The sequence below is a fragment of the Myxococcales bacterium genome (assembly GCA_016712525.1).
GTDB lineage: Bacteria > Myxococcota_A > Polyangia > Polyangiales > Polyangiaceae > JAAFHV01.
In genome coordinates this window covers 692,550-715,736 of the sequence record JADJQX010000007.1, presented here as the reverse complement: position 1 = coordinate 715,736, position 23,187 = coordinate 692,550, and the positions used below count along the sequence as shown (strand labels likewise).

The window sequence follows — 23,187 nt, the reverse complement described above, 5'->3', positions numbered from 1 at the left end:
GGCCTCCGAAATTCGCGTACGCTCGCCGCCATGAAGAAGTCGATCGGCGTGCTGGGCTCGGGGACGGTGGGCGAAGTGTTGGCGAACGGGTTTTTGAAGCACGGGCACGCGGTGATCCGCGGCTCGCGAGATCCGGCGAAGCTCGAGGGGTGGAAATCGAAGGCCTCGGGGGATGCGCGTGTCGGGACGTTCGCCGAAGCGGCGGCCGCGGACGTGGTGGTGCTCGCCGTGAAGGGCTCGGGGGCGCAAGAAGCGATCGCCCTCGCCGGCGCCGCGCTCGACGGCAAGATCGTGCTCGACGCGACGAACCCCATCGCCGACGCGCCTCCCGTCGACGGGGTGCTCACGTTCTTCACGGGGCCGAACGAGTCCCTCATGGAGCGCCTGCAGGCCCAAGCGCCCGCGGCCCGCTTCGTGAAGGCGTTCTCGTGCGTCGGAAATGCACAAATGGTGAACCCCGACTTCGGCGGCGTGCGCCCGTCGATGTTCGTGTGCGGGAACGACGAGGCCGCGAAGGCCGAGGTGCGGACCCTCCTCGACGCGTTCGGCTGGGACACCGAGGACATGGGGACGGCCGTCGCGGCTCGCGCGATCGAGCCGCTCTGCATCTTGTGGTGCATCTCGGGCTTCCGCCAGAACCGGTGGACGCACGCCTTCAAGGTGCTGACGCGCTGAGCGGGTCGGAGAGAGGCTGACGGGTTCGTCGGCGGCCTCTTACGCGCGCGAGGGCTCGGGTACGAATCGTGCGGTGCGCTGTGGTATCGTAGGACCATGAAACGAACCGTGATCGTGCCCGCGCTCGTCGCGGCCCTCCTCGCGGGGGCCACCGCCGTAGGCTGCGACGAAGCAGAGAAGGTGCTCGGCGGCGAGGGGGCCGCGTGCGAGAGCATCCTCGATTGCCAGGCCGAGCTCTCGTGCGTCGCCACCTCCGCCTCCGCGCGCACGTGCAAGCGGGTGGCATCCCCCTCCCCTCCGCTGCCCGCCGAGGACGCCGCGGCCGACGCCGAGAACGATGGCGACACCGACGCGGAGGTCGACGCGTCCCCCCCCGACGCCGAGCCGGCGGACGCCGCCGAGACCGGAACCCCCGACGCGAGCGACGCCGGAGACGCGGCCGACGGTCGCGGGTAACCCCTCGAATCCTCTAGCGAATCCGGGACTCGAGGCGCGCCGGAGTCGCCCACGCTGGACGGCCTCAAAGGCCTACCTTCGCGCGCGGTTCCCCTGTAGGGTACGGCGCCCATGGCAACCCAGGTCAGCGCGCACATCACCGGAACCGTCTGGAAAATCGAGGTCAAGGAGGGAGAGTCCGTCTCCGAAGGGCAGACGCTCGTGATCCTCGAGTCGATGAAGATGGAGATGCCCGTCGAGGCCCCGTCGGACGGCAAGGTCGAGAAGATCGCCTGCACCGAGGGCCAGGCAGTGAACGAAGGTGACGTGCTGGTCGTGCTCGCCTGAGCACGGCCCAAGGATCCGACCTTCGCGCGGGTCTCGAGAGAATCGTTCGAGAGACCCGCCCGGGCCGCTCGGCGCGATTGCAGACCCTCCCGAGTTTCGCTACCGTTTTTCCGTAAGTCGGAGGGGCCCTACGGCTCCCGGCTCCGAGCCCCGCGCGGCTCTCTCCGCTCCCGTCCTGCCCGTCGTCCTCTAGCCCTGCGAGTTTGCTCATGGCTGAACAGAAAGAAAGCTCGGTCCTCTTCTCCCTCAAAGAGCTCATGAACCTGGAGGAGGATCGTATTCGCCAGGAGGAGGACGATCGGCAAAAGAAGGCCGACGCCGAGATGCAGGCACGTCTCGACGCCGAGCGCCGCGCGCGTGAGGCCGAAGAGGCCCGCCTCCGCGACGAGGACAACCGCAAGCGCGCCGAGGAGCAGCGGGCCCGCGAAGAGCAGGCGCGCCTCGAGGCGATGCGTCAGGCCGAGGTCGAGCGCGCGCGCGTCGAGGCCGAGAACGTCGCCCGGATGCAGGCGATGCAGGCCCAGCAGGAGCACGAGCGCCAGCTCACGGCCATCAAAGAGAGCCAGGGCAAGAAGAAGATCACCTACATCGCGGCGGGCATCGGCGCGGTCGCGTTGCTCGGCCTCATCGGTGGTGGCTTCGCGCTGAAGTCGCAGTCCGACAAGCAAGCGGCTGCCGAGGCGGCGCACAAGGTGGAAATGGCCGAGTACGAGGCCAAGCTCCAGAAGGCCCAGAAGGACCTCGAAGCGCAGAACGAGGCGGTCAAGGGCCTCGAGGGCGCCGTCGCCAACGCCAAGACGGACGCCGAGAAGAAGGCCGCCGAGGCCGCGCTCCTCGCCGCGAAAGAAGAGCAGAAGAAGAAGGCCGGCCAGGTGTCGTCGTTCAAGCCGCCGGTCGGTGGCGGTGGTGGCGCCTCGAAGCCTGCCAAACCCTGCAACTGCCAGCCGGGCGATCCGCTCTGCTCCTGCCTGTGAGCTACCCTGGAGATCGCTCCCGCCGCGACGGCGCGCCGGGAGACGCCAACGAGAGGGCCGCGTTTCCTCGCACGAGGCGCGCGGCTCCGCCGTTTCGAAAGCCGAAGGCCCCCGAGGGTCCTCCTCCGGAAGGGCGGCTCGTGTGTGGGCTCCAGCCCGTGCGCGAGGTCATTCGGGCCCATGGAAGCCGTACGCTTCGCGTGATCGTCGAGCACGGCGACTCGCCCACGCTGGATGCCGTCGCCCGCTTCGCGACCGATCACGCCATTCCCGTCGAGCGGGCCTCGCGAGCCGAGCTCGAGCGCCTCGCTTCGGGGGCGCGTCATCAGGGCGTCGTGGCGTTCGCGCCCGACCTGGTCGTCCACTCGAGCACGGCCGCGATCGGCCTCGAGGGAGCGCCGCTCTTTCTCTGCCTCGACGAGCTCGAAGATCCGCAAAATTTCGGTGCGATCGTGCGGTCGGCGGTTGCCTTTTCGGCAAGCGCCATCGTGTGGCCCGCGCACCACTCGGCGCCGCTCAGCGCGGCCACCTTCCGAGCGTCGGCGGGGGCCATCGAGCACGCGACGCTCGTGCGCGTGCCGGCGCTTCCGACCGAGCTCGCGACGTTGAAAGAGCGCGGGGTCGAGGTGATCGGACTCGACGCGGACGCGAAGCACGCCCTCGCCGACCTCGAGCTCCACGGTCCCCTCGCCATCGTGGTCGGCTCCGAGGGTAAGGGGCTGCGTAAGCCGGTAAAACAAGCGTGTACGCGCCTCGCGAGGCTCCCCATGAGCCGCTCGATAGGCTCCCTCAACGCGTCGGTCGCGGCGGCGATCGCTCTCTACGAGGTCACGCGTCAACGGCGGCCGAGCGAGGCCTGATCGGAGGCCTCGGCCTCGAAGAACGAGAGCAGCGCGCGGCCTGCTTCGGGGGCTGCGCGCCGCGTGCCCACCGTGCGAGCCGCCCCCACGAGCGACGGGGGCAGACCTAGGGCCGCGCAGAACGCGTCGAGCGCGGGCGTGAACGCGCGCTCCTCCGCGGCGTCGAGCGGGCCCTTCGTGACGACCTCGCCGGTCTCCCTGCCGCGCGAACGGCGGACCGCCATCTTGAGCTTCATCAAGAGAGAAGCCAGCGCGAACACCGGCGAGCCGTTCGTGTCGGCGCCGACGGCGAGCACATCATCCTCGAAGCGCGCGTCGTGGGCCGCAAGGAGGCCACCGAGCCCGCCCTCGAGGGCGAGGTCGAGGCGCCGGAAGAAGCCGAGCTGTCCACGATGATGGAGAGGCTCGAAGTAGAGCGCGAGGTGATCGAGGTCGTGGGCGACGAACGCGAGCGGCGTCGAGTAGGGGCCCAGGGCTTCGCCCGAGGAGAGCATCGACACGCAGCGGCGTCCCCGCGCTTGCAGCGAGATCACCTCGCGGGCCGTGAAGGTGCGGCGGGCCACCTCGGAGACGTGGGTCCCCACGGCGAGCCCCACCGCGGCGCGCCGTGCGCCCTCCGACACCCCACGCACGCCCACCGTCGCGAGGCGTCGCGCCGCACAGAGCCCCGTCGCGTCGAGCCCTTCGGGCCACACGTCCGGGCGGCGCCCCACGAGCGCGCGAGCCCCGAAGGCCCGCTCGGCCTCTTCGAGGACGAAGCGCGCGACCTCTTCGCCGGCGATGCTACCTTCGTTGGGCGTCATGAGCGTGATCGTCGAAAACAGCGGCCCCGTCCGCACCATCGTGATCGAACGTCCCGGCGTCAAGAACGCCATCGACAGGGCCACGGCCGAAGCCCTCGCGGAGGCGTTCCGAGCCTTCGAGAGCGACGCCTCGGCCCACGTCCTCGTCTTGACGGGGAGCCACGGGACGTTCTCGGCGGGCGCCGATCTGAAGGCCGTTGCGGCCGGTGAGCCGAACCGCGTGGCCGACGACGGAGACGGCCCGCTCGGCCCGACCCGGATGTTCCTCTCGAAGCCGTCGATCGCGGCCATCGAGGGGTACGCCGTGGCGGGGGGCCTCGAGCTCGCGCTCCTGTGCGATCTGCGCGTGTGCGCCGAGGACGCCGTTTTCGGTGTATTTTGCAGGCGATTCGGCGTGCCCCTGATCGACGGGGGGACCGTGCGCCTCCCGCGGCTCATCGGGCTCTCGCGCGCGCTCGATCTCGTGCTGACGGGCAGGCCCGTGCGCGCCCAAGAGGCCCTGGCGATGGGGCTCGCCAACCGCGTCGTGCCGAAGGGCGAGGCGCGCGCCCACGCCGAAGAGCTCGCCGCCACGATCGCGAGCTTCCCCGTGGCCTGCATGCGAAACGACCGGCTCTCCCTCCACGAGCAGCACGACCTGCCCATCGCGGAGGCCCTCCACAACGAGCTCCGCCACGGCCTACGGTCGCTCGAGGCGGGCGACGCGTTGGCCCTCGCCGCCGCGTTCTCCGAGGGGCATCTTGGCCGTCACGGCAGCTTCGAGGTGCCGCCCTCGCCTCGCAAGGGCTCGAGCTGACGCTTCACGGTGTCCGAGAGGGCCTGAGCCCGCTCACGCCCGAGCAGCGACTCGGCCTGGAACAGCGCGAAGCTCACGTAGTCGTCCATGAGCGACACGAGCCACGTGTCGGGGTCGTCCCCGGCGAGGGCGGCGAGGTTCCGCGCGAGCCTGTCGCCCGCGAGCGAGCCGTCTTGGGCCGGGCCCGCGCCCATGAAGAGCGGATCGTACACGCCGGCGCCCGTCGCGAACCTGCCGAGCCCGTCGCGGAGCTCTGCGCCGCGGCCCGCGTGATCGGCGCTCTCGTGGATCGCGAGGAGCGCGGGGTTGTACACGTCGACGATCGCCTCGGCCCCTTGCGGCTTGGCCGCCGCGAGCGTGACGTAGCCCCCGTTCGTGAGCTGGAACACGTCCCGGGTCACCTCGAACTCGAGCCGCCCGGTGAGGCGCCCGAGCTCGGCCACGCTGGCCTTCCCGTCGCACCGCTCGAACACGGCGGCGAGCTCTTCGGGAGGCACTTTCCCCTGTACTTTCATGGGGATATACGAGTCGTTCGGGATCTTCTCGCGGAAGTACCGCATCTCGTCGACCCGGCGCGCGCCCTCCATGAGCAGCGCCGAGGCGTTGAGGCTCTGGCGGTGCTGGATCGATTTTTCGTCGAAGCGGTCGAAGAAGTAGAAGCTCCCGAGCTTCACCTGGAGGGCCCCGTAGAAGACCTCTTCGACCTGCCGCGCCATCATCGGGTAGAGCGTGCTCGCGTCGACGAACGACTGCTCGATGGCCGACTCTCCGAAGCGCTTGCCGGTGCGGCTCGACGCCGTGAGCAACGTGTCGAGCTGCTCGCGCGTGAGCACGCCGAAGCGGTAGAGGATCTCGCCGAGGCGCTCCTCGGCGACGCTCGTGACGGCGCCGACGATGGCGCCCCGGTCGAAATAGATGTGGCGGACGCCGGCCTCTTCGTGGACGCAGAGCTCGCCCTTCCACTGGGACTGGGCGAGGAGCGCCACCACGTCGTAGAGGACGCCCGGCTTCCGGATCTCGCCGGCGAGCTTCACCACCGCCTCGCCCGCCCTGAGAAGCAGGACGTTCGAGGGGCTCGGTAGGAGAGCATAGTCTCCGGTACGGGCACGGAGCTCCTGGCTCGCCACCTTCCCTACCGGGTGGAGCGTGCCGGCCGCGTCCACCCGCACGAGCGCGTCCTTTTCGTCCATGCCTACGACGACTTTACCAGGGTGCGCCAAAGAAGCGTAAATAGCTCACACCGAATCCCGCCCACATCGGCCCCACGGGCGGCACGCTGCCCCGAGAACGCACCGCCATGCACGCCCTCCACAGCCCCGAGGCGCTCTCCGAGCGGCTCTCCGAGACGTACGTCGCCGACGACCGGACGTCCCTCCTCGCTTTTCTGGCCCTGTCGCTCGGGAAGCCCCTTCTGTGCGAGGGGCCGGCGGGGGTCGGCAAGACCGAGCTCGCCCACGCCCTCGCGCGGGCCCTAGGGCGCCCCATCCTCCGCCTTCAATGTTACGAGGGGCTCGACGAGGGCAAGGCCCTCTACGAGTGGGACTACGGCAAACAGCTCCTCTACACGCAGCTCCTCCGGGACGCCGTGGGCGCGCGCGTGCCGACCGGAGCCAACATCGGCGACGCCGTCACGAGCCTCGCCGGCGAGGCGAGCGCGTTCTACGGCGAGGCGTTCCTCGTCGCGCGGCCCCTCTTGGCAGCCGTGCGCTCTCCCGAGCCCGTCGTGCTCCTCGTCGACGAGGTCGACCGGGCCGACCCCGAGTTCGAAGCCCTCCTCCTCGAGGTCCTGGCCGAAAACCAGATCACAGTGCCCGAGCTCGGCACGTTCCGCGCGCAGCACCCCCCGCTCGTCGTGCTCACCACGAACGGCGCGCGCGACATGAGCGACGCCCTCCGCCGGCGCTGCGTGCACGCCTACCTCGACTACCCGAGCCCGTCCCGCGAGGTAAAAATCCTCGAAAAACGCGTGCCGGGGCTCGGCCGAGCGCTCGCCGAGAGGCTCGTCGGGTTCGTCTCGGAGCTCCGCAAGCTCGAGCTACGAAAGGCGCCCTCGATCTCCGAGAGCATCGACTGGGCGCGCGCGCTCGTCCTGCTCGGAAAGAGCTCGCTCGACCGCGACCTCGTCGAGGAGACGCTCGGCCTCCTCCTCAAGTACGAGGAGGATCGCGAGCGCGCGGAGGCCAAGCTCGGCAAGCTGCTCGAGGCCTCGCCCGATCAGGCGCCGCGGCAGGTGAAATAGAGCCACGGATCCCCCGGCTCGCCGCCGAGATCGACGCGTCGGCCCGTGCGACCGGAGTAGGCGACGACGTCGGAGAAGCCCGCCTCGTGGAGCTGCCTGACCTGCTCTCCGAGGCGCACGTGGTACGTCACGGCGCGAAACACGAACGAGCCGTCGTTCACCATGGCGTGGGGCGCCTTCGCGAAGGAAGCGTGCTCGGGGTTCGTGGCGCGGAGCCGCGCGCGACGGACGGCGCCGAGGACGGCCGCAAAGAGACCGTGGGAGCGCTCCCATCGGAACGGCATGTCGTCACGAGCCAGGTTGTGGGTCGAGAAGACGAAGAGGCCACCGCGACGGGTCACGCGCCGTAGCTCGGCGAAGATGGCGACGCGGTCGCCGTGCTCCACGTAGTCGATGCCGTTGTACGAAAAGAGGGTGAAGTCGAAGGTGCCGTCGGCGTGGTCGAGGTGGCGGGCGTCGGCGTGGTGGAGGCGGTCGGCGAAGGCCGGGTGCTTGCGCCTCACCTCGCGGATCATGGCCTCGGAATAGTCGACGCCGAGGTACGCCCGAACCTTCGGACCGAAGTACGCCGTAGTGCGACCTCCCCCTACCCCGACGTCGAGCATGGACGCGGCGCGGAGCTCTTCGTCGTGCTCGCGCGCGATGACCTCTTCGGCGGGCTGGAGCCCCTCCGCGCGGGCGTAGTGGGCGGCGACGCCGGCCTCTTCGTAGATGCGCCGGTTCTTCTCGAAATGGCTCACGCTCGACCTCGTCTCGGCTACCGGAGCTCGGCGACCTGCTCGCCGAAGATGCGCTCGAGGCCGGAGAGCACGGTGTCTCCGACCTCGACGCGGAAACGTTTTCCGCACGCCAAGACGGCCTCGGCCCCGTCGTGGAGCTGAAGGATCACGCTGACGGGCGTATCTCCGGGGGATCCGGAGAGCACGTCGGCCATGCGCGTGAGCTCACGCTCTCCGGCGCGGCCCTCCTTCACGCGGATCTGCACGAGGCGCGTATCTTTGCGGACGACGTCCGAGAGGGGGACGGCCTCGTTGAAGAAGAGCGTCGCCTCGCGCGGGGCGTCGTCGTCGTCGGGGGCGTCGTCGTCCTTGCGAGGGAAGCTCACCTTCCCGCTCACCACGATGGGCTCGCCGGACGTGATGACGTGCGCGTACGTGTCGATGGCGCTCGAGCGGAGCTTCACGTTGACCCGGCCGCTCAGGTCCTCGAGCTCGAAGAACGCGATCTTGCCGCCGCCGTCGCGGAGGATCTTCTCGCGGTACCCCTCGACCATCCCGACCACCTTCACGACGGCCCAGTCCTTCATGCCCGAGAGCTCCGAGAGCGGGACGCACTCGAGTTTGGCGAGCGCGTTTCCTCCGCGCAGGTAGCGCTCGAGCGGGTGACCCGACACGTAGAACCCGAGCGACTGGCGCTCGCGCACGAGCGCCTCGCGCCGATCCCAGGCGTCGCACATGGCGTAGTCCCCCTGGGACGACGACCCCTTGCCGCCCGAGCCCGCGTCGAACAGGCCGAACATGTTGGTCTGGCCACGCTCACGATCGCGGGAGGCCGCGCGGCTCCGCTCGAGGGCCGTCTCGATCGAGGCGAACGCCCGGGCCCTGTGCACGGTCTGCTTCGCGAGCACGGTGTCGAACGCGCCACACTGGACGAGGGCCTCGAACACCCCTTTGTTGATGCGCTTCGCGTCGACGCGCGAGCCGAAGTCGAAGAGGTCCGCGAACGGTCCGCCCGCCGCGCGCGCCTCGAGCAGCGCCTCGAGCGCCGCGCCCCCCAAACCGCGCACGGCGCCGAGCCCGAAGCGGATCTGCGGGCCGCATGGGTCCTTCACACGCTCGCTCGGCCGCACGCGGCGCCCACCCTGGGGGTGCGTGTAGACGACCTTGAAGTCGATGTCGCTCTCGTTCACGTCGGGCGGGAGCACCGTCACGCCCATGGCGCGCGCGTCGGCGATGGTGCGCACGACCTTGTCGATGCGCTCCTTGTCGCTCGTGAGGATGCCGCAGAGGAGCTCCACCGGGTAGTGCGCCTTGAGGTAGGCGGTCTGGTAGGTGATGAGCGCGTACGCGGCCGAGTGGCTCTTGTTGAAGCCGTAGCCCGCGAAGTACTCGAGGAGGCCGAAGATGTGCTCCGCGTCGGCCTCGGTCACCTCTTGGGCCTTCGCGCCGTCGACGAAGATGCTCTTCTGCTTGGCCATCTCCTCGGGCTTCTTCTTGCCCATCGCGCGACGGAGGAGGTCGGCGCCGCCGAGCGAGTAGCCCGCGAGCGCCTGCGCGATCTGCATGACCTGCTCTTGGTAGACGATGACGCCGTACGTCGGCTCCAAGATGTGGTCGACCTTCGGGTGCATCTTGGAGACGGCCTTGCGCCCGTTCTTGCAGTCGACGAAGTCCTTCACCATGCCCGTGCCGAGAGGGCCCGGGCGGTAGAGCGCCACGGCGGCGACGATGTCCTCGAAGCAGTCGGCGCGCAGGTCCTTGAAGAGCTGCTGCATGCCGCTCGACTCGAGCTGGAAGACGCCCTTGGTCTCGCCCGAGCCGAGGAGCTGGTAAGTCGCCTTGTCATCCATCGGTATCGTATCGATATCGAAGGGTTTTCCGGCGGCGATCACGTCCGGCCGGGCGTTGATGAGGCGCACCGCGATGTCGACCACGGTGAGCGTCTTCAGGCCGAGGAAGTCGAACTTGACGAGCCCCGCCTGCTCGACGTCGTCCTTGTGGTACTGCGTGACGTAGGCGCCGCTCTTCTCGTCGCGGAAGACGGGGACGTGATCCCAGAGCGCGCCCTCGGCGATGACGATGCCGGCCGCGTGTTTGCCGGCGTGGCGCGTGAGGCCCTCGAGCTTCTGCGCCTGCGTGAGCAGCTCGCGCGTGAGCGGCTCGGTCTCGAACCGTGCCTTCAGCTTGGGCTCGAGCTCGAGGCTCTCGGCGATCGTGTACGTCTCGGCGGGGTTCTTCTGCGGGATGAGGTTCGCGATCGCCTGCGCGTCGATCGGCGGGATCGAGAGCCCGCGCGCCACGTCCTTGATGACGCTCTTCGCCTTGAGCTCGGCGAACGTGGCGATCTGGCCCACGCTCTCCTCGCCGTATTTTCGCTGGACGTAGGCGATCACCTGGTCGCGCCGGTCCATGCAGAAGTCGACGTCGAAGTCGGGCATGGAGACGCGCTCGGGGTTCAAGAAGCGCTCGAAGAGGAGGTTGTACGGGATGGGATCGAGGTCCGTGATGCGCATCGCGTACGCGACGAGGGAGCCTGCGCCGGAGCCACGGCCCGGACCGACCGGGATCCCGTTCTCTTTTCCGTACCGGATGAAGTCCCACACGATGAGGAAGTACCCCGGGAACTTCATCTTGCAGATGACGTCGGCCTCCCAGTCGAGGCGCTTCACGTAGGCCTCGCGGTCGACCTTCTTCCCTACCCGCTCGAACTCGGTGAACCTCCGCTCGAGGCCCTCGCGGGCGACGTGGCGGAAGTAGCCCTCTTCGTCGAAGCCCTCGGGGATCGGGAACTTCGGGAGCATCGGCACGCCGAGCTTCAGCTTGAGCTCTTTGCACTTCTCCGCGATCGCGAGCGTGTTCTTGACGGCCTCGGGGTGCGCCGAGAAGAGCTGCGCCATCTCGGCCGGGCTCTTCAGGTACATCTCGCTCGAGCCGTGGTGGCGGTCCTTCGAGTCTTGGTAGGACCGCCCCGTCTTGATGCACGAGAGGTAGAGGTGCGCCTCGGCGTCGTCTTTGGCGGCGTAGTGGACGTCGTTCGTGGCGACGAGCGGGAGATCCATCCGCTTCGCGAGATCGACGAGGATGCCGTTCAAGATCGGCTGCTCGGGCAGGCCGTGATCTTGAAGCTCGACGTAGAGCGAGCCCTTCTCGAAGAGCTCCGAGAGTCGACCGAGCGCGCGGTACCCGGCCTCGACGCCCTGCTCGAGCACGGCCTGCGCGATGACACCACCCATGCAGCCCGTCGTGCCCACGATGCCCTTCGTGCGGCCCTCGAGCGCCTCGAACGCGATCGTGGGCGAGCCCGCGGGCCCCGACGGATCGGGGGCGACGTGCCCGCGCGACACGAGCCACGTGAGGTTCTTGTAGCCGTCGTTCGTCGCGGCGAGCATGGGCAGGTGGTGCGAGTGCCCGTGCGCCGCGATCTCGAGCTCGCAGCCCAAGATGGCCTGGACGTTCGCGTCCTTGGCCGCCTTGTAGAACGAGATGGCCCCGAACATGTTGCCGTGGTCCGTCACCGCGACCGCGCTCATGCCGGCGGAAGCGACCTTCTTCACGAGGTTCTTCACCTTGATCGCGCCGTCGAGCATCGAATACTGCGTGTGCACGTGCAGGTGGACGAACTCGGACATGGGGCAGACCTTCGGGGCGAGAGGCGCGAGGGCACGGCTCTAGCAAGCCTTCCGACGGGGCGGTAGGCCAACGGGCGCACGGCCGGGAAACCCCGAGGATCGTGTGACGGAGGTCGCTCGGTCGCAGCGCCGCGCGGGGCCGGGCGCGTCTCATTCGCACCACGGACACCGTTCGACCCGGCGTGTCACGGTCGCATGACGTAGACCCCACGTCGCCGCGTGCGGCCGTGTCTCAAGGCCCAGCCTTGGCGCGAACAGTCAGTCCCGACTAACGCCTCGCGTCAGAGCGCAGCGCCACGATTCCGCTACTCTCATGCGAGCGGGAAGCTGCGCACCCGGGGTGAAACGCCGATCGAATGCTTGATAACCGAAATGTCAGAAGGCTAATGTCATGAGGCGATGCGGAGGCTCGGGCCACGTCCCTAGCCTCGCATGCGGCGCCGCAGAACGTCCGAGCATGGTGGTGCTCGGATCACGCGGCGGCGCAAGCCGACCGAAGCTCCCGTGAGGCCGACCCCCGTGGCCGCACGTCCCGCCCGTAACGTCGTTCTCGAGGAGGCTGTTAGATCATGAAGCTTTACACTGGATTGGCCCTTTGCGGCCTTGGGCTCACCACGGCACTTTTGCTCGGCGCTCCGGGCTGCAGCAGCGACACGACCGAAGCCGACGGCGGCGCGAGCTCGCTCAAGAAGCCGCCGGCCAAAGAGGGCTCGGCGACCAGCTCGACCGAGTCGAAGTTCTACGCGCTCCGCACGCTCCAGCTCGGCGACACCGATCGCGCCGGAGCTCCGAGCACGACCGCGTGGAAGAAGTACGGCTACGACATCGACAACCTCGTCTCGACCGACAAGTCGACCGATCACTGCAAGCTCAAGTCGGGCGCCCCCAACAAGGTCAAGACCGACGGCGACGAGGGCATCGACAACTCGTTCGGCGCCAACATCCTCCCGATCATCACGACGGCCGCTCCGGACGCCGCGAAGCAGATCAACGACAACCTCAACACGGGCGCTTTCAGCGTCATCATCGAGGTCAAGGGCTTCGACCCCGCCGCCGATCAGACCAACTCGGGCCTCTCGGGCCAGCTCTTCGCGGGCGCGCCGATGCCGACGCCGCCCAAGTGGGACGGCAACGACGAGTGGTCGGTGTCGCCGGCGCTCCTCGCCGACGGTCAGTCGATCGCGGGCGGCTCGAAGGTGAAGTTCGCCGACTCGTACGTGAACAAGGGCCTCTTCGTGAGCGGGTCGAACGCGACGGTCACGCTGAGCCTCTCGATCGGCGGCGCGGCGCTCGACCTCACCATCCAGAAGGCCACGATTTCGTTCAAGAAACCGGCCTCGGGTGTGCAGGCGACCGAGGGCACGATCTCGGGCGTTCTCGGCACCGAGCAGCTCATCAGCGAGCTCAAGAAGGTCGCCGGACGTGTGTCGACGACCCTCTGTGAGGGCGGCACGTTCGAGAACATCGCGAGCCAGATCCGTCAGGCATCGGACATCAACTCGGACGGGACGAACACCTCGGGTGGCGAGTGCACCGGCATCTCGATCGGCGTCGGCTTCACCGCCACGCAGGTGAAGACGCCCACCAAGGTCGCCCCGGCGGCCGCCCCGAGCCCCGACCCCTGCACGACGCCGGCCGACGCGGGCGCGGGCGGCTGAAGCTCCGACGGAGGTCACGCATCTCGGGAGAGGGCCTCGCGGCGACGCGGGGCCTTCGCCTTTTCGAACGCTTGCGGCCAAGGCCGATCCTCGGCCACTCTCCGGCCATGCACGTCTTCGGCCTCACGGGAGGCATCGCCTCGGGGAAGAGCACGGTCGGGAAGCGGTTTCGCGAGCGAGGTGTGCCCGTCGTGGACGCCGACGCCCTCGCCCGCGACGTCGTCGCCAAGGGAACGGAGGGGCTCGCCGCCATCGTCGCCGCCTTCGGAGATGGAGTCCTCCTGCCCGACGGCTCCCTCGATCGAACGAAGCTCGGCGCCCTCGTGTTCGCCTCTCCCGAACGGCGGGCCGAGCTCAACGGCATCGTGCACCCGCTCATCGCTCGAGCGAGCCGAGACGCGCTGGCGAGGCTCGCCGCGGAGGGGGCGGAGCTCGCCTGTTACGAGGCCGCGCTCCTCGTGGAGAACGGGCTCGCCGACGCGTTCCGGCCGCTCGTCGTCGTCGCGGCCCCCGAAGAGGTCCAGGTCGCCCGCATGCGCGAGCGCGACGGGCTCGGCGAGGCCGAAGCGAGGGCTCGGATCGCGGCCCAAAAACCTCTCCACGAGAAGACCGCCGTCGCCGACCACGTCATCACGAACGACGCGGACCGCGACGAGCTCACGAACGCGGCCGACGCCGTCCTCGACGCCATCCGGGCGAGCCTCGCGCTCTCTCGCCCTGCCTGACGGCGACGGCCGAGCCGTTGCCGGCATGGGCCATATTCCACAATACATTCGGATATTTGTGACGCCACCATGCGCCGTTCGTTCGGGCTCGCCGCAACCTCGCGCGGCTCGCAGCTCGGCGAAAATCGTCGGTCATCGAACGGCGTGGTGCTCTAGTCTGGAGGCGTGGTGGTGGTGACGAAACAGCACACGGGCGTGTCCTCGCCGTACGACGAGGAGGGCCTCTCCGCGCCGCGGGACACCCGCGCGGCGCCGCGGCCCGGGCTCGTGCTCCTCTACGCGCCGAACTTCGAGCAGCTCCACCCCGCGTACCCGTTCGGGCCGAGCGACATCACCATCGGCCGCGACCCGATCCACGCCATCTGCATCCCCGAGCAGGCGGTGAGCCGCCTCCACGCGCGCATCCAACGCCACACGAGCCCGGGCGGCGACGTGTTCGTCTTGACCGACCTCGGGAGCCGAAACGGCACCATCGTCGACGGAAGACACGTGCACGAGGTGACCCTCGAGCCGCTCTCCGAGGTGCGCGTCGGGGACGCGATCTTCAAGTTCGTCGAAGAGGGCGCCGACATCGCCGCGGCCTACCGTATCGATGGCGTGGTGGCCGGGCAGCGGCGATCGCGCGGCTTCGACGAGCTCGTCGGCGGCGCCAAAATGGACGCCATCGCGGCCGACATCGAGCGCATCGCCCCCACCGAGCTGTCGTGCGTCGTGCTCGGAGAGACCGGGACCGGCAAGGAGGTCGTCGCGCGAGGGATCCACAGGCTCTCGGGCCGGCGGGGCTCCTTCCAGGCCATCAACTGCGCCGCTATCCCGCAGAACCTCCTCGAGAGCGAGCTCTTCGGCTACCGGCGCGGCGCGTTCTCGGGAGCCGACCGCGACAAACCCGGCCTCATCAAGCTCGCCGACGGCGGCACGCTCTTCCTCGACGAGATCGGCGACATGCCCATCGACGCGCAGGCGAAGCTCCTCCGGGTGCTCCAGTCGCGCGAGGTCTTTCCGCTCGGCGCCACCATGCCGGAGCGCGTCGACATCCGGGTCGTCTGCGCCACGCACCGCGACCTCTACGGCCACGTTCGCGAGGGGCGCTTCCGAGGCGACCTCCTCGCGCGCCTCAACGAGCACACGGTGAGGCTCCCGCCGCTCCGCGAGCGCAAGGAAGACGTGCTGCAGCTCGTCCGCAGCTTCTTCGCCCGGTACGGCCACACGAGCGCGTCGTTCACGTTTTCGTTCATGGTGGCGCTCCTCCACTACGACTGGCCCTTCAACGTTCGTGAGCTCGAGAGCTGCGTGAAGCGCGGCCTCGCGATCGCCCCCGACGGGGTGCTCGACACGGCGCACCTCCCCGACGCCATCGCCGAGATCATGCGCGGGTACGGGGGACGCGCCCCTAGGGAGCCTCAGCCGAGCGTCTACCCGTCGAGCCGCCCCCCCGACGTCGTCGTTCCCTCGATGCCCGGGGTGCCCTCGATGCCGTCGTCGGCCTCGCCCTCGGCACCCGGCCGAGGCCCGACGGAGCCCGAGCTCCGCGCGCTTCTGTCACGGCACAAGGGCAACGTGGCCGCCGTGGGGCGTGAGCTCGGCAAGGAGCGCATGCAGATCCACAGGTGGTTGAAAAAGTTCGGTATTTCGCTCGACGACTACAGGTCTTGAGCCGTCACCCCGGGTCTTCGGCGACGCCCGCGATGCGCAGCTCGCCCTCTTCGCGGCGGACGAGGAGCACGAGCACCTCGCCGAAGAGCGGGTCGCCGCCGACACGCGAGACGAGCACGGGCACCCGCACGAGCACGTCGCCCTCCTGCATCTCGGCGGGCTTCGAGAACGGGACGACGTCGTCCGAGCCGTAGCGCTCGATTTTGTCGAAGCGAGCGACCTCGAGACCGGCAATGCGTTGGTACTCGTAGGTGCGCATGCGGGCCCGGAACGACTCGACGACGTTGGCCCCCGGGCGGCGCAGAAGGACCGCGTCTTGCGCGAGCAGCCTACCGAGGCCGTCGGCGTCCTCGCGCTCGAACGCGCGGAAGTAGGCCCGCACGAGGCCCACGAGCGCCGCGGTCTCGTAGCGCTCCCGCAGAGTGACGATCGACGACGAGGCACGCCCGCGCTCGACGGACTCGGGCACGGTGAGCGGCTGTTCGAGCGCGACGCCGTCGGGACGGCGAGGCTCCTTCGGGAACGAGGTGACCGTGTCGAACGAGCGCGAGCAACCCGCCGAGATCACCGCGGAGACGATCGCGAGGGCGCGCGCGAGGCGTTCAGAACGGCTCGATGTCGGGGAGACTTCCACGGGTGAGCACCAGCGTCGCACGATCCGGGACCATCTTCCAGCGCGGCTCGGCGATCGGGCTCGAGGCCGCCATGGACCACTCCTCGTCGAAGTCGCTCGCGAGCAGCACGAAGTGGATCTGCCCGAGCTCGGGGACCTTTCGGCGTAGGTTCGCGTCGTCACCGACGAGCATCTCGCCGTCGTGTTTTCCCGCGAGCACGCGGTAGGCCATCGGCTGGCCGGCGTGCAGCACGATCGCGCGCTCGCCCGTCGTGACGACGGCGTTGACCTTGGCTTGTGGCGCGCCGACCTCCGCGCCGGTCACGTCGACCAAGGAGAGGGTGGCCCGGAGCGCCTCGCGGACGACCTGCGGGGAGGCCTGACCGTCGAGCGCGCCGCGATCGTGGAGGAACGACAGGAACACGTGGAAGAAGATCTCCGCGTCGGTCTCGCCGCGGATCTGGGCGCGCAGGAAATCGGGGATGCCCGAGAGCAGACGCTCACGGATCACGTCGAACTCGGGCAGCGTCCCCGTCTGCGCGAAGAGATACTGACGGTATCGGAAGGGGTGGGTGTTCTCCGTACGGAGGGCGCCCACCGTGGCGGAGCGGACGTGGCCGAGCAGGAGATCGGTCCGTACGTCGCCCGCGGCCGCCGCCAGATCGACGACGTCGCGATCGTCGACCGGACGACGCCGCATGAGCACCTCGTCCCCTTGGTAGAAGCCGAGGCCCCACCCGAGCGGTTGCCCGGCGCGCACCCTCACCACGAGGGCGTCGTGCTCGGAGGCGAGCACGCGCGAGGAGAGCTCTGTGCGGTTGCCTACGAGGGCGATCAGTCGTGCCATGACGTTCTCCTCACGCCCGAGACCTCGGGCGTCGTGTTGTCTTTGGTACGGCTCGCGCGGACCCGTGACAAGAACCGCTCGGTCGACTCGCGCTTCTTCCTCTTCAGGGACTCGGCGAAGAGCTTCGCTACGAACGGCGCCGACGCGGCGACGGCCAGAGCCACCCCCCACGGGGGAAACGAGAACGAACGCATCTTCGAGTATGTGATGACACATCCTCGACGGAAACGCGAAGCCTTCGCGCGGGACGGGCCACGCGGAGGTGCCGCGCGTGCGTCATTTTTGCGGCGGAACGATGAACGGCACGACGTGCTCGCGCCCTTCGAAGCCCGCGCGATACTGCGCCGCGGCGTGCTGGGACGAGAACGGCCCGATACGCACGCGGAACCACGTGCCGCGACCGGCCACGTGCGCCTCGGTGACGTACGCTTTGTGGCTCCGTGCGCGGAGCTGAGCCGCGAAGGCCTCGGCCTCTTCGCGCGTTCGGAACGAGCTCACCTGGAGCTGGTAGCCGCCCTCTTTGCCCTGGGGCGCGGACGGACCTTCGGGCAGCGAGCGAATCTGCGCGTTGTCGCTCGCGACCTTCGTGAGCGAGTCGCGAGGACGTGTCACGACGGGCGTCGCCTCGAGCAAATTCGCGGCGGGGAGCGGTACGACGGGGAGCCTGTCGGCGGCGGGCGGCGGGCCGTCGGGGACCCGCGCGGAAGCGATCGCGCCGGCGTTGTCCTTGTTGCCTTTGACCGCGGCGAGCGCCGTAGGTGGGGCGCTGTCGTCGCTCAAGATCCCCGGGAAGGTGACGTCCTTCGTCGAGAGATCGGTCGCCTTCGGGCCGCCTTGGGCCTTGTCCGACTTCGACTTCTGCACGACGAGCTCGCCGAGCGGGTCGGTGCGCTTCGCGTCGGCGTGGGTCCCCCGCCCCGAGATCGCCAGCGAGGCGAAGAGGACGCACGCGCCCCCGAGAGCGACGAACGCGAGCGTCGTGCCCTTGCCCGGGCGACCGTCGGCATCGGTCTCTTGGATCTGCTCGAGGTTCTTCACGCCTTGTTCCATGATGTGCTCGCCTCGGTTCCGTTGGGGTCGCCGGACGACGACTCGCCCGCGCCCTCCTTCGGGTACAAAAGGCTGCCACGTGCGGCCAAGTTTCCGGCGCCCCTGCCCCGACTTTGCTAAGCGGGCCCCATGCAGAAGCTGCCGCTCACGCTGCTCGTGCTGCTCGCCTGCGCGAGCCCGAGCGAAGGCCTCGTGTCCCTCGACACGGGCCTCGAGACGGACGTGCTCGGGCGCGAGCCCCGTGTCGACAGCCTCGTGGTCGAGGCGATCGACACCTCCGGCAACGCGACGGAGATCGCGCGACGACGCCTCCCGGCCGACGTCGTCGACCTCGGCGAGCTCCCGAAGGTCGACACGGCGAGCCTCCGCGTGCGCGGGCTGGATGCCCAAGGGGCCGAGCGCGTCCGAGGCGAGTCGCTCTACGCCGCGTATGGGGATCTCGAGCGGGCCACGCTGCGCATATTCCTTCAACGAACCGGCGAAAGCGCTCGATTTCCTTCACCTTTTTCGACACCTTACCCTTCGTCCGATAGGGTCGACGTGATCGCCGGGCGGTACGTGGCGGTCGCGGACGGCGCGCGCCTCGTCGCGTACGACGTGGCGAACCTCGCGCCGATCGCCGATCGCACCTTGCCGGTGGAGCCGAAGACCGTCGCCGCGTTCGACACCCGCCTCCTCCTCGTCTCGGACGCCGCGCAAGCCGTCGTCGTCGACCTCGCGACGAGGGACGAGACGAAGCTCGACGCTCCTCCCGGAGGCTCGTTCGCCGAGGTCGCGGGGGGACGTGTCGTGAGGGCCGGCGCACAGGGCACGTACGTGGTCGGCGCGACGCGCACGTCGAACCCGACGGCCAAGGTGCTGCGCGTCGCAAAGGACGGCGCGCTCTCCTTCGTGGAGCTGTCCTCCGCGAGGGCGGGCGCCGGGGCGAGCTGGGTCGAGGGGGCGAGGCCTCGTGGTCGTCGGCGGGAGCCCATCGGCCGCCGGGGTAGAGGTCGTCGCGGTCGGCTCGTCCCGTGGGGCCCCGCTCGCCTTCCCCCCCGACGCCACGGTCGGGCTCGCGGTAGCGCCGCTCGACGGCTCGTCCGTCGCCGTGGTGGGTGGGCCTTCGCTGCGTGTCGTCGACCTCGGGTGCGCGGCGAGCTGTGCCCCACGGACCATCCCGTCCGGTGACGGCGAGCCGCTCTCGTCGCCCGACGCGACGCCGCTCGACAAGGCCGCCCTCGTGTCGGGCACGGCTCCCGGAGGGCGCGCGAGGCTCTACCTCGTCGAAGGATCTGGCGCGCGCGCGGTCCCGCTGCGAGAGCCGCGCTCCCAGGTTCGGCTCGTCCCGCTCCCCACGGGCAACGTGGCGATCGTGGGGGGCGGCCCCTTGACGCTCGAGTCTTTCCGGCCATAGGCCGACACGTCCCCGCGATCACGGGCAGAATGCCGTCTTTTCGCCCCGCGTGCAGGTCGCGGGAACTTCGGCGCGGGCCCGTGGTCTCGGGCCTCGCCCTCCAACGAAAGCACGCATGAACCGACCTCCCTTTCTCGCCTATCCCCTCGCCGTCGTCGTCGCGTGTGCCGCAACCGGATGCGCGGGCGCAAGCCCCGCCAAGAGCGCCTCGGGGGACGTGCCCATTCTCCCCTTGAAGAGCGTCCGTCTCTACGAGGCGGGCGTCGGGTACTTCGAACGCGAGGGCACGACGGGCGGGCGCACCTCGCTGCCCGTGCCCCCCGGGCACCTCGACGACGCCCTGAAGACCCTCGTGGTGATCTCGAAGGGCGGCAAAGCCGAGGTCACGGGCGTCGCTTTTCCGAGCAGCGTGACGAAGGGCATGGCCCGCGCGCTCGCCGGCCTGCCCGCCAACGAAGAGGGGCCTCTCAGCTTTCGCTCCCTCCTCAACACGATGCGAGGGGCGCACGTCGTCGTTCGCACGAAGTCGGGCGCCGAGACCAAAGGACGGCTCGTCGACGTGGTCGACGGACCGGCCCCACCCCACGAAAAACACTCAGGCAAAGACGACAAGAAGGACGAGAAGGAGAGCGACGCGCGCCCGCTCGTCGCGATCGTCTTGGCCGACTCCGGCGAGGTCATGAGCTTCGCCGAGGAGCTCATCGCGGGCGTACGGCCGACGGACCCCGCGTTCTTCGCGAGGCTCGGCACGGCCCTCGACGCCGTCTCCACCCAGGGCACACGCAACCCGAGGCTCGTCGAGGTGCTCGGGAGCGCAAAGGAGCCCGTCACCCTCGGCTATCTGGCCGAGACGCCGATCTGGAGAACGACGTACCGCGTGGTCCTCGGAGACGACGACCGCGCGTTTTTGCAGGGATGGGCGCTCCTCCACAACGACACCGACGAACACTGGCAAGGCGTCCGCGTCGAGCTCGTGAACGGCCAACCCGACTCGTTCCTGTTCCCCATCGCGGCGCCTCGTTACGCGCGCCGCGAGCTCCGAACGCCGGACAACGTCGCGTCGACGGTCCCCCAGCTGCTCGACAACTCCGCGGACCGCATGTGGGGCGACCACGCCGAAGACTCGTTCGGCGCGGGGGGCCTCGGGCTCTCCGGCGTCGGCGAGGGGGGCGGCGGGCGCGGCGAAGGTGTCGGTCTCGGCAGCGTGAGCTCCTTCGGACGCGGCGCGGGCACGGGCTCGGGGCAAGGCTACGGCTCGGGCAGCGGGTCCTTCGGCGGCGCCGGCGCGAGCTCCCTCCTCGACGTGGGCAACCTCGCGAAAATCGCTCAAGCCGACGCCATCGAGGGGGGTGCGCTCTTTCGGTACGTCCTCCCACGTGGCCTCGACCTCGGGCCTCGCAGCTCGGCGCTCGTGCCTTTCGTGTCGACGCCGCTCACGCCGACCCGCATCACGTACGTCGACGGCACGAGCGCACGAGCGGGCGTGCGTTTTCTCAACCAGTCGAAGCAGACGTTGCCCCCCGGAGTCGTCGCGTTCTTCGCCGACGGGGGCTTCGCCGGAGAGACGGCCCTCCCGAGGCTAAGGCCGGGCGAAGGGCAGTTCGTCACGTTCGCCGACGACCTCGACGTCGAGGTGACGATGAAGAACACGAAGACGAGCGACGCGACCCAGCGGGTCGTGTTCCACGGGTCGACGCTCGAGGAGCACTACCTCCGCGCGACCACCTCCGACTACGTCGTCAAGAACGACGCCGGGCGACCCCGCCACATCGCCATCGTAGTGCGTATGTCGAACAACGGGCGCATCGAAGGCGCCGACCGGGTCGAGTACGACGAGGCCCGCCACGTGCCCCTCGCGGTCATCGACATGCCGCCCAAGAAGGCCGTGTCGCGGGCCATCGCGACACGCGAGGGGCTCGTGCGCCGGCACGCGCTCGAGTCCCTCGACGCGAGCCACCTCGAGAAGCTCGCGCGCGAAACGGCCATCTCGGCGTTCGAGAAGCAGGTGCTGACCGAAGCCGCAGGGAAAGCGAAGCCCGTCGAGGCCGCCAAGGCCGCCGAGAAGCGCGCGAAGGAAGACCTCACGAAGGCCGAGGGCGACCTCGCGAAGCTCCGCGAGAACCTGAAGACCCTCACGACCGAGAAGGACAAGACGCACCCCTTCGTGGTGCGTGTGGTGGCGGCGGAGGACTCCGTCGGAAAGCTACGAACCGCCCACGAGACCCTCGCGAAAGAGCGCGTTCGGCTCGAGGGCGAGCTCACGAAGACGCTCGAAAAGATGAGCAAAAACTAGATCTTACAGACAGAAAGGATCACCAGGGCGACCAGTCGCGGGATGGCGCCCTGACGGTCCCGGGCCCGGCCGCGACGGCGCCGCGCACCTCGCGGGTCACCGCTGTCTCGGGCCACACGACGGCATCGACCACGTCGGCACGCACGTCCGCCCCACGACCGACGATGGAACGTTCGACACGCACGCCCGGAGCGACGCGCGCCTCTTCGTGAACGAAGGCCGTGAGGCCACGCCGCGCGAGCCACGCCGCGTTGGCCGCGAGGTACGCCTCGACGGACCCCACGTCCAGGAACCCCGACGTGTGCGCGTGGGTCGCGAGCCTGCGGCCCGCGCGGAGAGCCGGCAGGTACACGTCGCCGACCATGCACCCTTCGGTCGGCAACGACGCCCGGAGCTCCTCCCCTACGACGTGGATCCCGACGAAGTCGCCACCTTCGGCCTCCTCCCCGAAGGTCTCCCCCCGCAAGCGAACGACCCGCCCGTCGTGCCCGACGCCGACCGTGCCCTCGCCGCGTGCGCGCGGTGCGACGACCAAGGTGGCCGCGCCTCCCGAAGCTTCGTGCGCTCGGACGACGGCCTGGCTGTCGACCTCGGCGAGAATATCGGCGTTCCAGACGAGCACGGTTCCCGCTCCGAGCGCCGACGCCGCGTTCGCGAGCCCCCCCGCCGTCCCGAGGAGGCGCGGCTCCTCGAGGACGTGCACGCCACGCAGGCGACCATGGCTCACGACCGCCTTCGCGAGGTGGTGTGCGTTGACGACCAAAGGCCCGTGCCCGACGAGGCACGCGAGCACCGCGTCGAGGGCCGTAGCGTCACCGATCGGCACGAGCGGCTTCGGTACGTGCGACGTGAGCGGGCGGAGCCGCGTCCCGAGGCCGGCCGCGAGCACGAAGGCGGGGGTCATGGGGCCCCGATAGCAAAAGGGCGTGTGGACGGGAAAGTCCCGCGGCCCACGCTCCGCGCTCTCGGGGAGCCATCGCCTGCCGCTATTTTGGGCTTTTCGGGGCGCCCGTAGTACGCACGGCACATGGCCATGCGCGGCAAATCGATCCTCGCCCTCCTGTCCTTCCTGGTCCTCGCGGCCTCCGCGCCGGCGTGCGGGACCGACGCGGTCGGAGTCGAGGCGTGCCGCGAGATCGAGAACGCCCGCTGCAACCGCACGGTCGAGTGTGGGATTTCTCTCGAGCAGCCGAGGCCCGCAGGCGACGCGGTCGAGGCGTGCCGGCGCTTCTACCTCGACGCCTGCCTCCACGGGATCCAATCGGCGAAGGATCCCACGGTCGCGGAGAAGAAGGCGTGTGTCGACGCCATCACGGCCGGAAGCTGCGACGTCGTGCGTGAGCCCCAGCGCGCCCCGGCGTGCGCCTTCATCGTCCCCCCGGACACTCCCGCCGACGCGGGCGCCGACACGAGCGCGACGGACGCCAAAGAGCCGGCCCCGCCGGTCGCGCAGCCCGACGCGGCGAAGTAGCGC

Annotated in this window: 22 protein-coding genes; 13 read left to right on the top strand and 9 right to left on the bottom strand. The window is 69.7% G+C overall.

Annotation, left to right across the window (positions count from 1 at the left end):
* Window positions 1-30 precede the first annotated feature (30 nt).
* The 5 genes from IPK71_20190 (at window position 31) to rlmB (ending at window position 3,292) form a co-directional block, all read left to right on the top strand.
* Entirely contained in the window at window positions 31-675 is a 645-nt protein-coding gene (locus IPK71_20190; GenBank protein ID MBK8216055.1) for an NAD(P)-binding domain-containing protein, read from the top strand.
* A gap of 96 nt (window positions 676-771) precedes the next feature.
* A complete protein-coding gene (locus IPK71_20185; GenBank protein ID MBK8216054.1) occupies window positions 772-1,131 on the top strand; it encodes a hypothetical protein in 360 nt (119 codons plus the stop codon).
* Window positions 1,132-1,242: 111 nt separating this feature from the next.
* A complete protein-coding gene (locus tag IPK71_20180; protein ID MBK8216053.1) occupies window positions 1,243-1,458 on the top strand; it encodes a biotin/lipoyl-binding carrier protein in 216 nt (71 codons plus the stop codon).
* 209 nt (window positions 1,459-1,667) lie between these two features.
* Window positions 1,668-2,432 (top strand): hypothetical protein, encoded by a 765-nt coding sequence (locus IPK71_20175; protein MBK8216052.1) that lies wholly within the window; start codon window positions 1,668-1,670, stop codon window positions 2,430-2,432.
* A gap of 140 nt (window positions 2,433-2,572) precedes the next feature.
* Complete coding sequence (rlmB, locus tag IPK71_20170) at window positions 2,573-3,292, top strand: 23S rRNA (guanosine(2251)-2'-O)-methyltransferase RlmB (GenBank protein MBK8216051.1); 720 nt, start codon at window positions 2,573-2,575, stop codon at window positions 3,290-3,292.
* On the opposite strand, the gene IPK71_20165 is transcribed toward rlmB, so the two are convergent.
* Window positions 3,268-4,095 carry a hypothetical protein gene (locus IPK71_20165; protein MBK8216050.1) on the bottom strand — a complete coding sequence of 276 codons (828 nt, stop codon included), beginning with the start codon at window positions 4,093-4,095 and terminating at the stop codon, window positions 3,268-3,270. The two genes, rlmB and IPK71_20165, sit on opposite strands and share 25 nt — an antisense overlap.
* On the opposite strand from IPK71_20165, the gene IPK71_20160 reads away from it, so the two are divergent.
* The gene (locus tag IPK71_20160) at window positions 4,094-4,891 is read left to right on the top strand and encodes a crotonase/enoyl-CoA hydratase family protein (protein MBK8216049.1); all 798 of its coding nucleotides are present in this window, start codon (window positions 4,094-4,096) and stop codon (window positions 4,889-4,891) included. The two genes, IPK71_20165 and IPK71_20160, sit on opposite strands and share 2 nt — an antisense overlap.
* Here the strand turns inward: IPK71_20160 and IPK71_20155 are convergent.
* Window positions 4,843-6,081: a DUF4388 domain-containing protein gene (locus tag IPK71_20155; protein ID MBK8216048.1), complete on the bottom strand. Its 1,239-nt coding sequence runs from the start codon at window positions 6,079-6,081 to the stop codon at window positions 4,843-4,845. The two genes, IPK71_20160 and IPK71_20155, sit on opposite strands and share 49 nt — an antisense overlap.
* A gap of 107 nt (window positions 6,082-6,188) precedes the next feature.
* Between IPK71_20155 and IPK71_20150 the strand changes: the two genes are divergently transcribed.
* Complete coding sequence (locus tag IPK71_20150; protein ID MBK8216047.1) at window positions 6,189-7,130, top strand: MoxR family ATPase; 942 nt, start codon at window positions 6,189-6,191, stop codon at window positions 7,128-7,130.
* Here the strand turns inward: IPK71_20150 and IPK71_20145 are convergent.
* Together IPK71_20145 and dnaE are read right to left on the bottom strand one after the other, a co-directional pair.
* Window positions 7,106-7,870, bottom strand: a complete 765-nt coding sequence (locus tag IPK71_20145) for a class I SAM-dependent methyltransferase (protein ID MBK8216046.1) — start codon at window positions 7,868-7,870, stop codon at window positions 7,106-7,108. The two genes, IPK71_20150 and IPK71_20145, sit on opposite strands and share 25 nt — an antisense overlap.
* Window positions 7,871-7,887: 17 nt before the next feature.
* Complete coding sequence (gene dnaE / locus IPK71_20140) at window positions 7,888-11,478, bottom strand: DNA polymerase III subunit alpha (protein MBK8216045.1); 3,591 nt, start codon at window positions 11,476-11,478, stop codon at window positions 7,888-7,890.
* 569 nt (window positions 11,479-12,047) lie between these two features.
* Between dnaE and IPK71_20135 the strand changes: the two genes are divergently transcribed.
* From IPK71_20135 to IPK71_20125, 3 genes are all read left to right on the top strand, one after another.
* A complete protein-coding gene (locus IPK71_20135) occupies window positions 12,048-13,136 on the top strand; it encodes a hypothetical protein (protein ID MBK8216044.1) in 1,089 nt (362 codons plus the stop codon).
* Between the two features lie 107 nt (window positions 13,137-13,243).
* On the top strand, window positions 13,244-13,861 hold the full coding sequence (locus tag IPK71_20130) for a dephospho-CoA kinase (protein ID MBK8216043.1): 618 nt from the start codon (window positions 13,244-13,246) through the stop codon (window positions 13,859-13,861).
* A gap of 195 nt (window positions 13,862-14,056) precedes the next feature.
* Window positions 14,057-15,514 carry a sigma 54-interacting transcriptional regulator gene (locus IPK71_20125; protein MBK8216042.1) on the top strand — a complete coding sequence of 486 codons (1,458 nt, stop codon included), beginning with the start codon at window positions 14,057-14,059 and terminating at the stop codon, window positions 15,512-15,514.
* 4 nt (window positions 15,515-15,518) lie between these two features.
* Here IPK71_20125 and IPK71_20120 read toward each other — a convergent pair whose 3' ends face one another.
* From IPK71_20120 to IPK71_20105, 4 genes are all read right to left on the bottom strand, one after another.
* Window positions 15,519-16,082, bottom strand: coding sequence for a hypothetical protein (locus IPK71_20120; protein ID MBK8216041.1), 564 nt, complete (start codon window positions 16,080-16,082; stop codon window positions 15,519-15,521).
* A 34-nt stretch (window positions 16,083-16,116) separates the two neighbouring features.
* Window positions 16,117-16,974 (bottom strand): class II glutamine amidotransferase, encoded by an 858-nt coding sequence (locus tag IPK71_20115; protein MBK8216040.1) that lies wholly within the window; start codon window positions 16,972-16,974, stop codon window positions 16,117-16,119.
* Window positions 16,962-17,168 carry a hypothetical protein gene (locus tag IPK71_20110; protein ID MBK8216039.1) on the bottom strand — a complete coding sequence of 69 codons (207 nt, stop codon included), beginning with the start codon at window positions 17,166-17,168 and terminating at the stop codon, window positions 16,962-16,964. Before IPK71_20110 ends, IPK71_20115 begins: the two co-directional genes overlap by 13 nt.
* A gap of 82 nt (window positions 17,169-17,250) precedes the next feature.
* Window positions 17,251-18,024, bottom strand: coding sequence for an SPOR domain-containing protein (locus IPK71_20105; protein MBK8216038.1), 774 nt, complete (start codon window positions 18,022-18,024; stop codon window positions 17,251-17,253).
* A gap of 129 nt (window positions 18,025-18,153) precedes the next feature.
* Here IPK71_20105 and IPK71_20100 point away from each other — a divergent pair, with 129 nt between their 5' ends.
* On the top strand, window positions 18,154-19,194 hold the full coding sequence (locus IPK71_20100) for a hypothetical protein (GenBank protein MBK8216037.1): 1,041 nt from the start codon (window positions 18,154-18,156) through the stop codon (window positions 19,192-19,194).
* A 341-nt stretch (window positions 19,195-19,535) separates the two neighbouring features.
* On the top strand, window positions 19,536-21,713 hold the full coding sequence (locus IPK71_20095) for a hypothetical protein (GenBank protein MBK8216036.1): 2,178 nt from the start codon (window positions 19,536-19,538) through the stop codon (window positions 21,711-21,713).
* A gap of 19 nt (window positions 21,714-21,732) precedes the next feature.
* On the opposite strand, the gene IPK71_20090 is transcribed toward IPK71_20095, so the two are convergent.
* On the bottom strand, window positions 21,733-22,617 hold the full coding sequence (locus IPK71_20090; GenBank protein ID MBK8216035.1) for an NTP transferase domain-containing protein: 885 nt from the start codon (window positions 22,615-22,617) through the stop codon (window positions 21,733-21,735).
* 123 nt (window positions 22,618-22,740) lie between these two features.
* On the opposite strand from IPK71_20090, the gene IPK71_20085 reads away from it, so the two are divergent.
* Complete coding sequence (locus tag IPK71_20085; protein ID MBK8216034.1) at window positions 22,741-23,184, top strand: hypothetical protein; 444 nt, start codon at window positions 22,741-22,743, stop codon at window positions 23,182-23,184.
* Window positions 23,185-23,187: the final 3 nt, after the last annotated feature.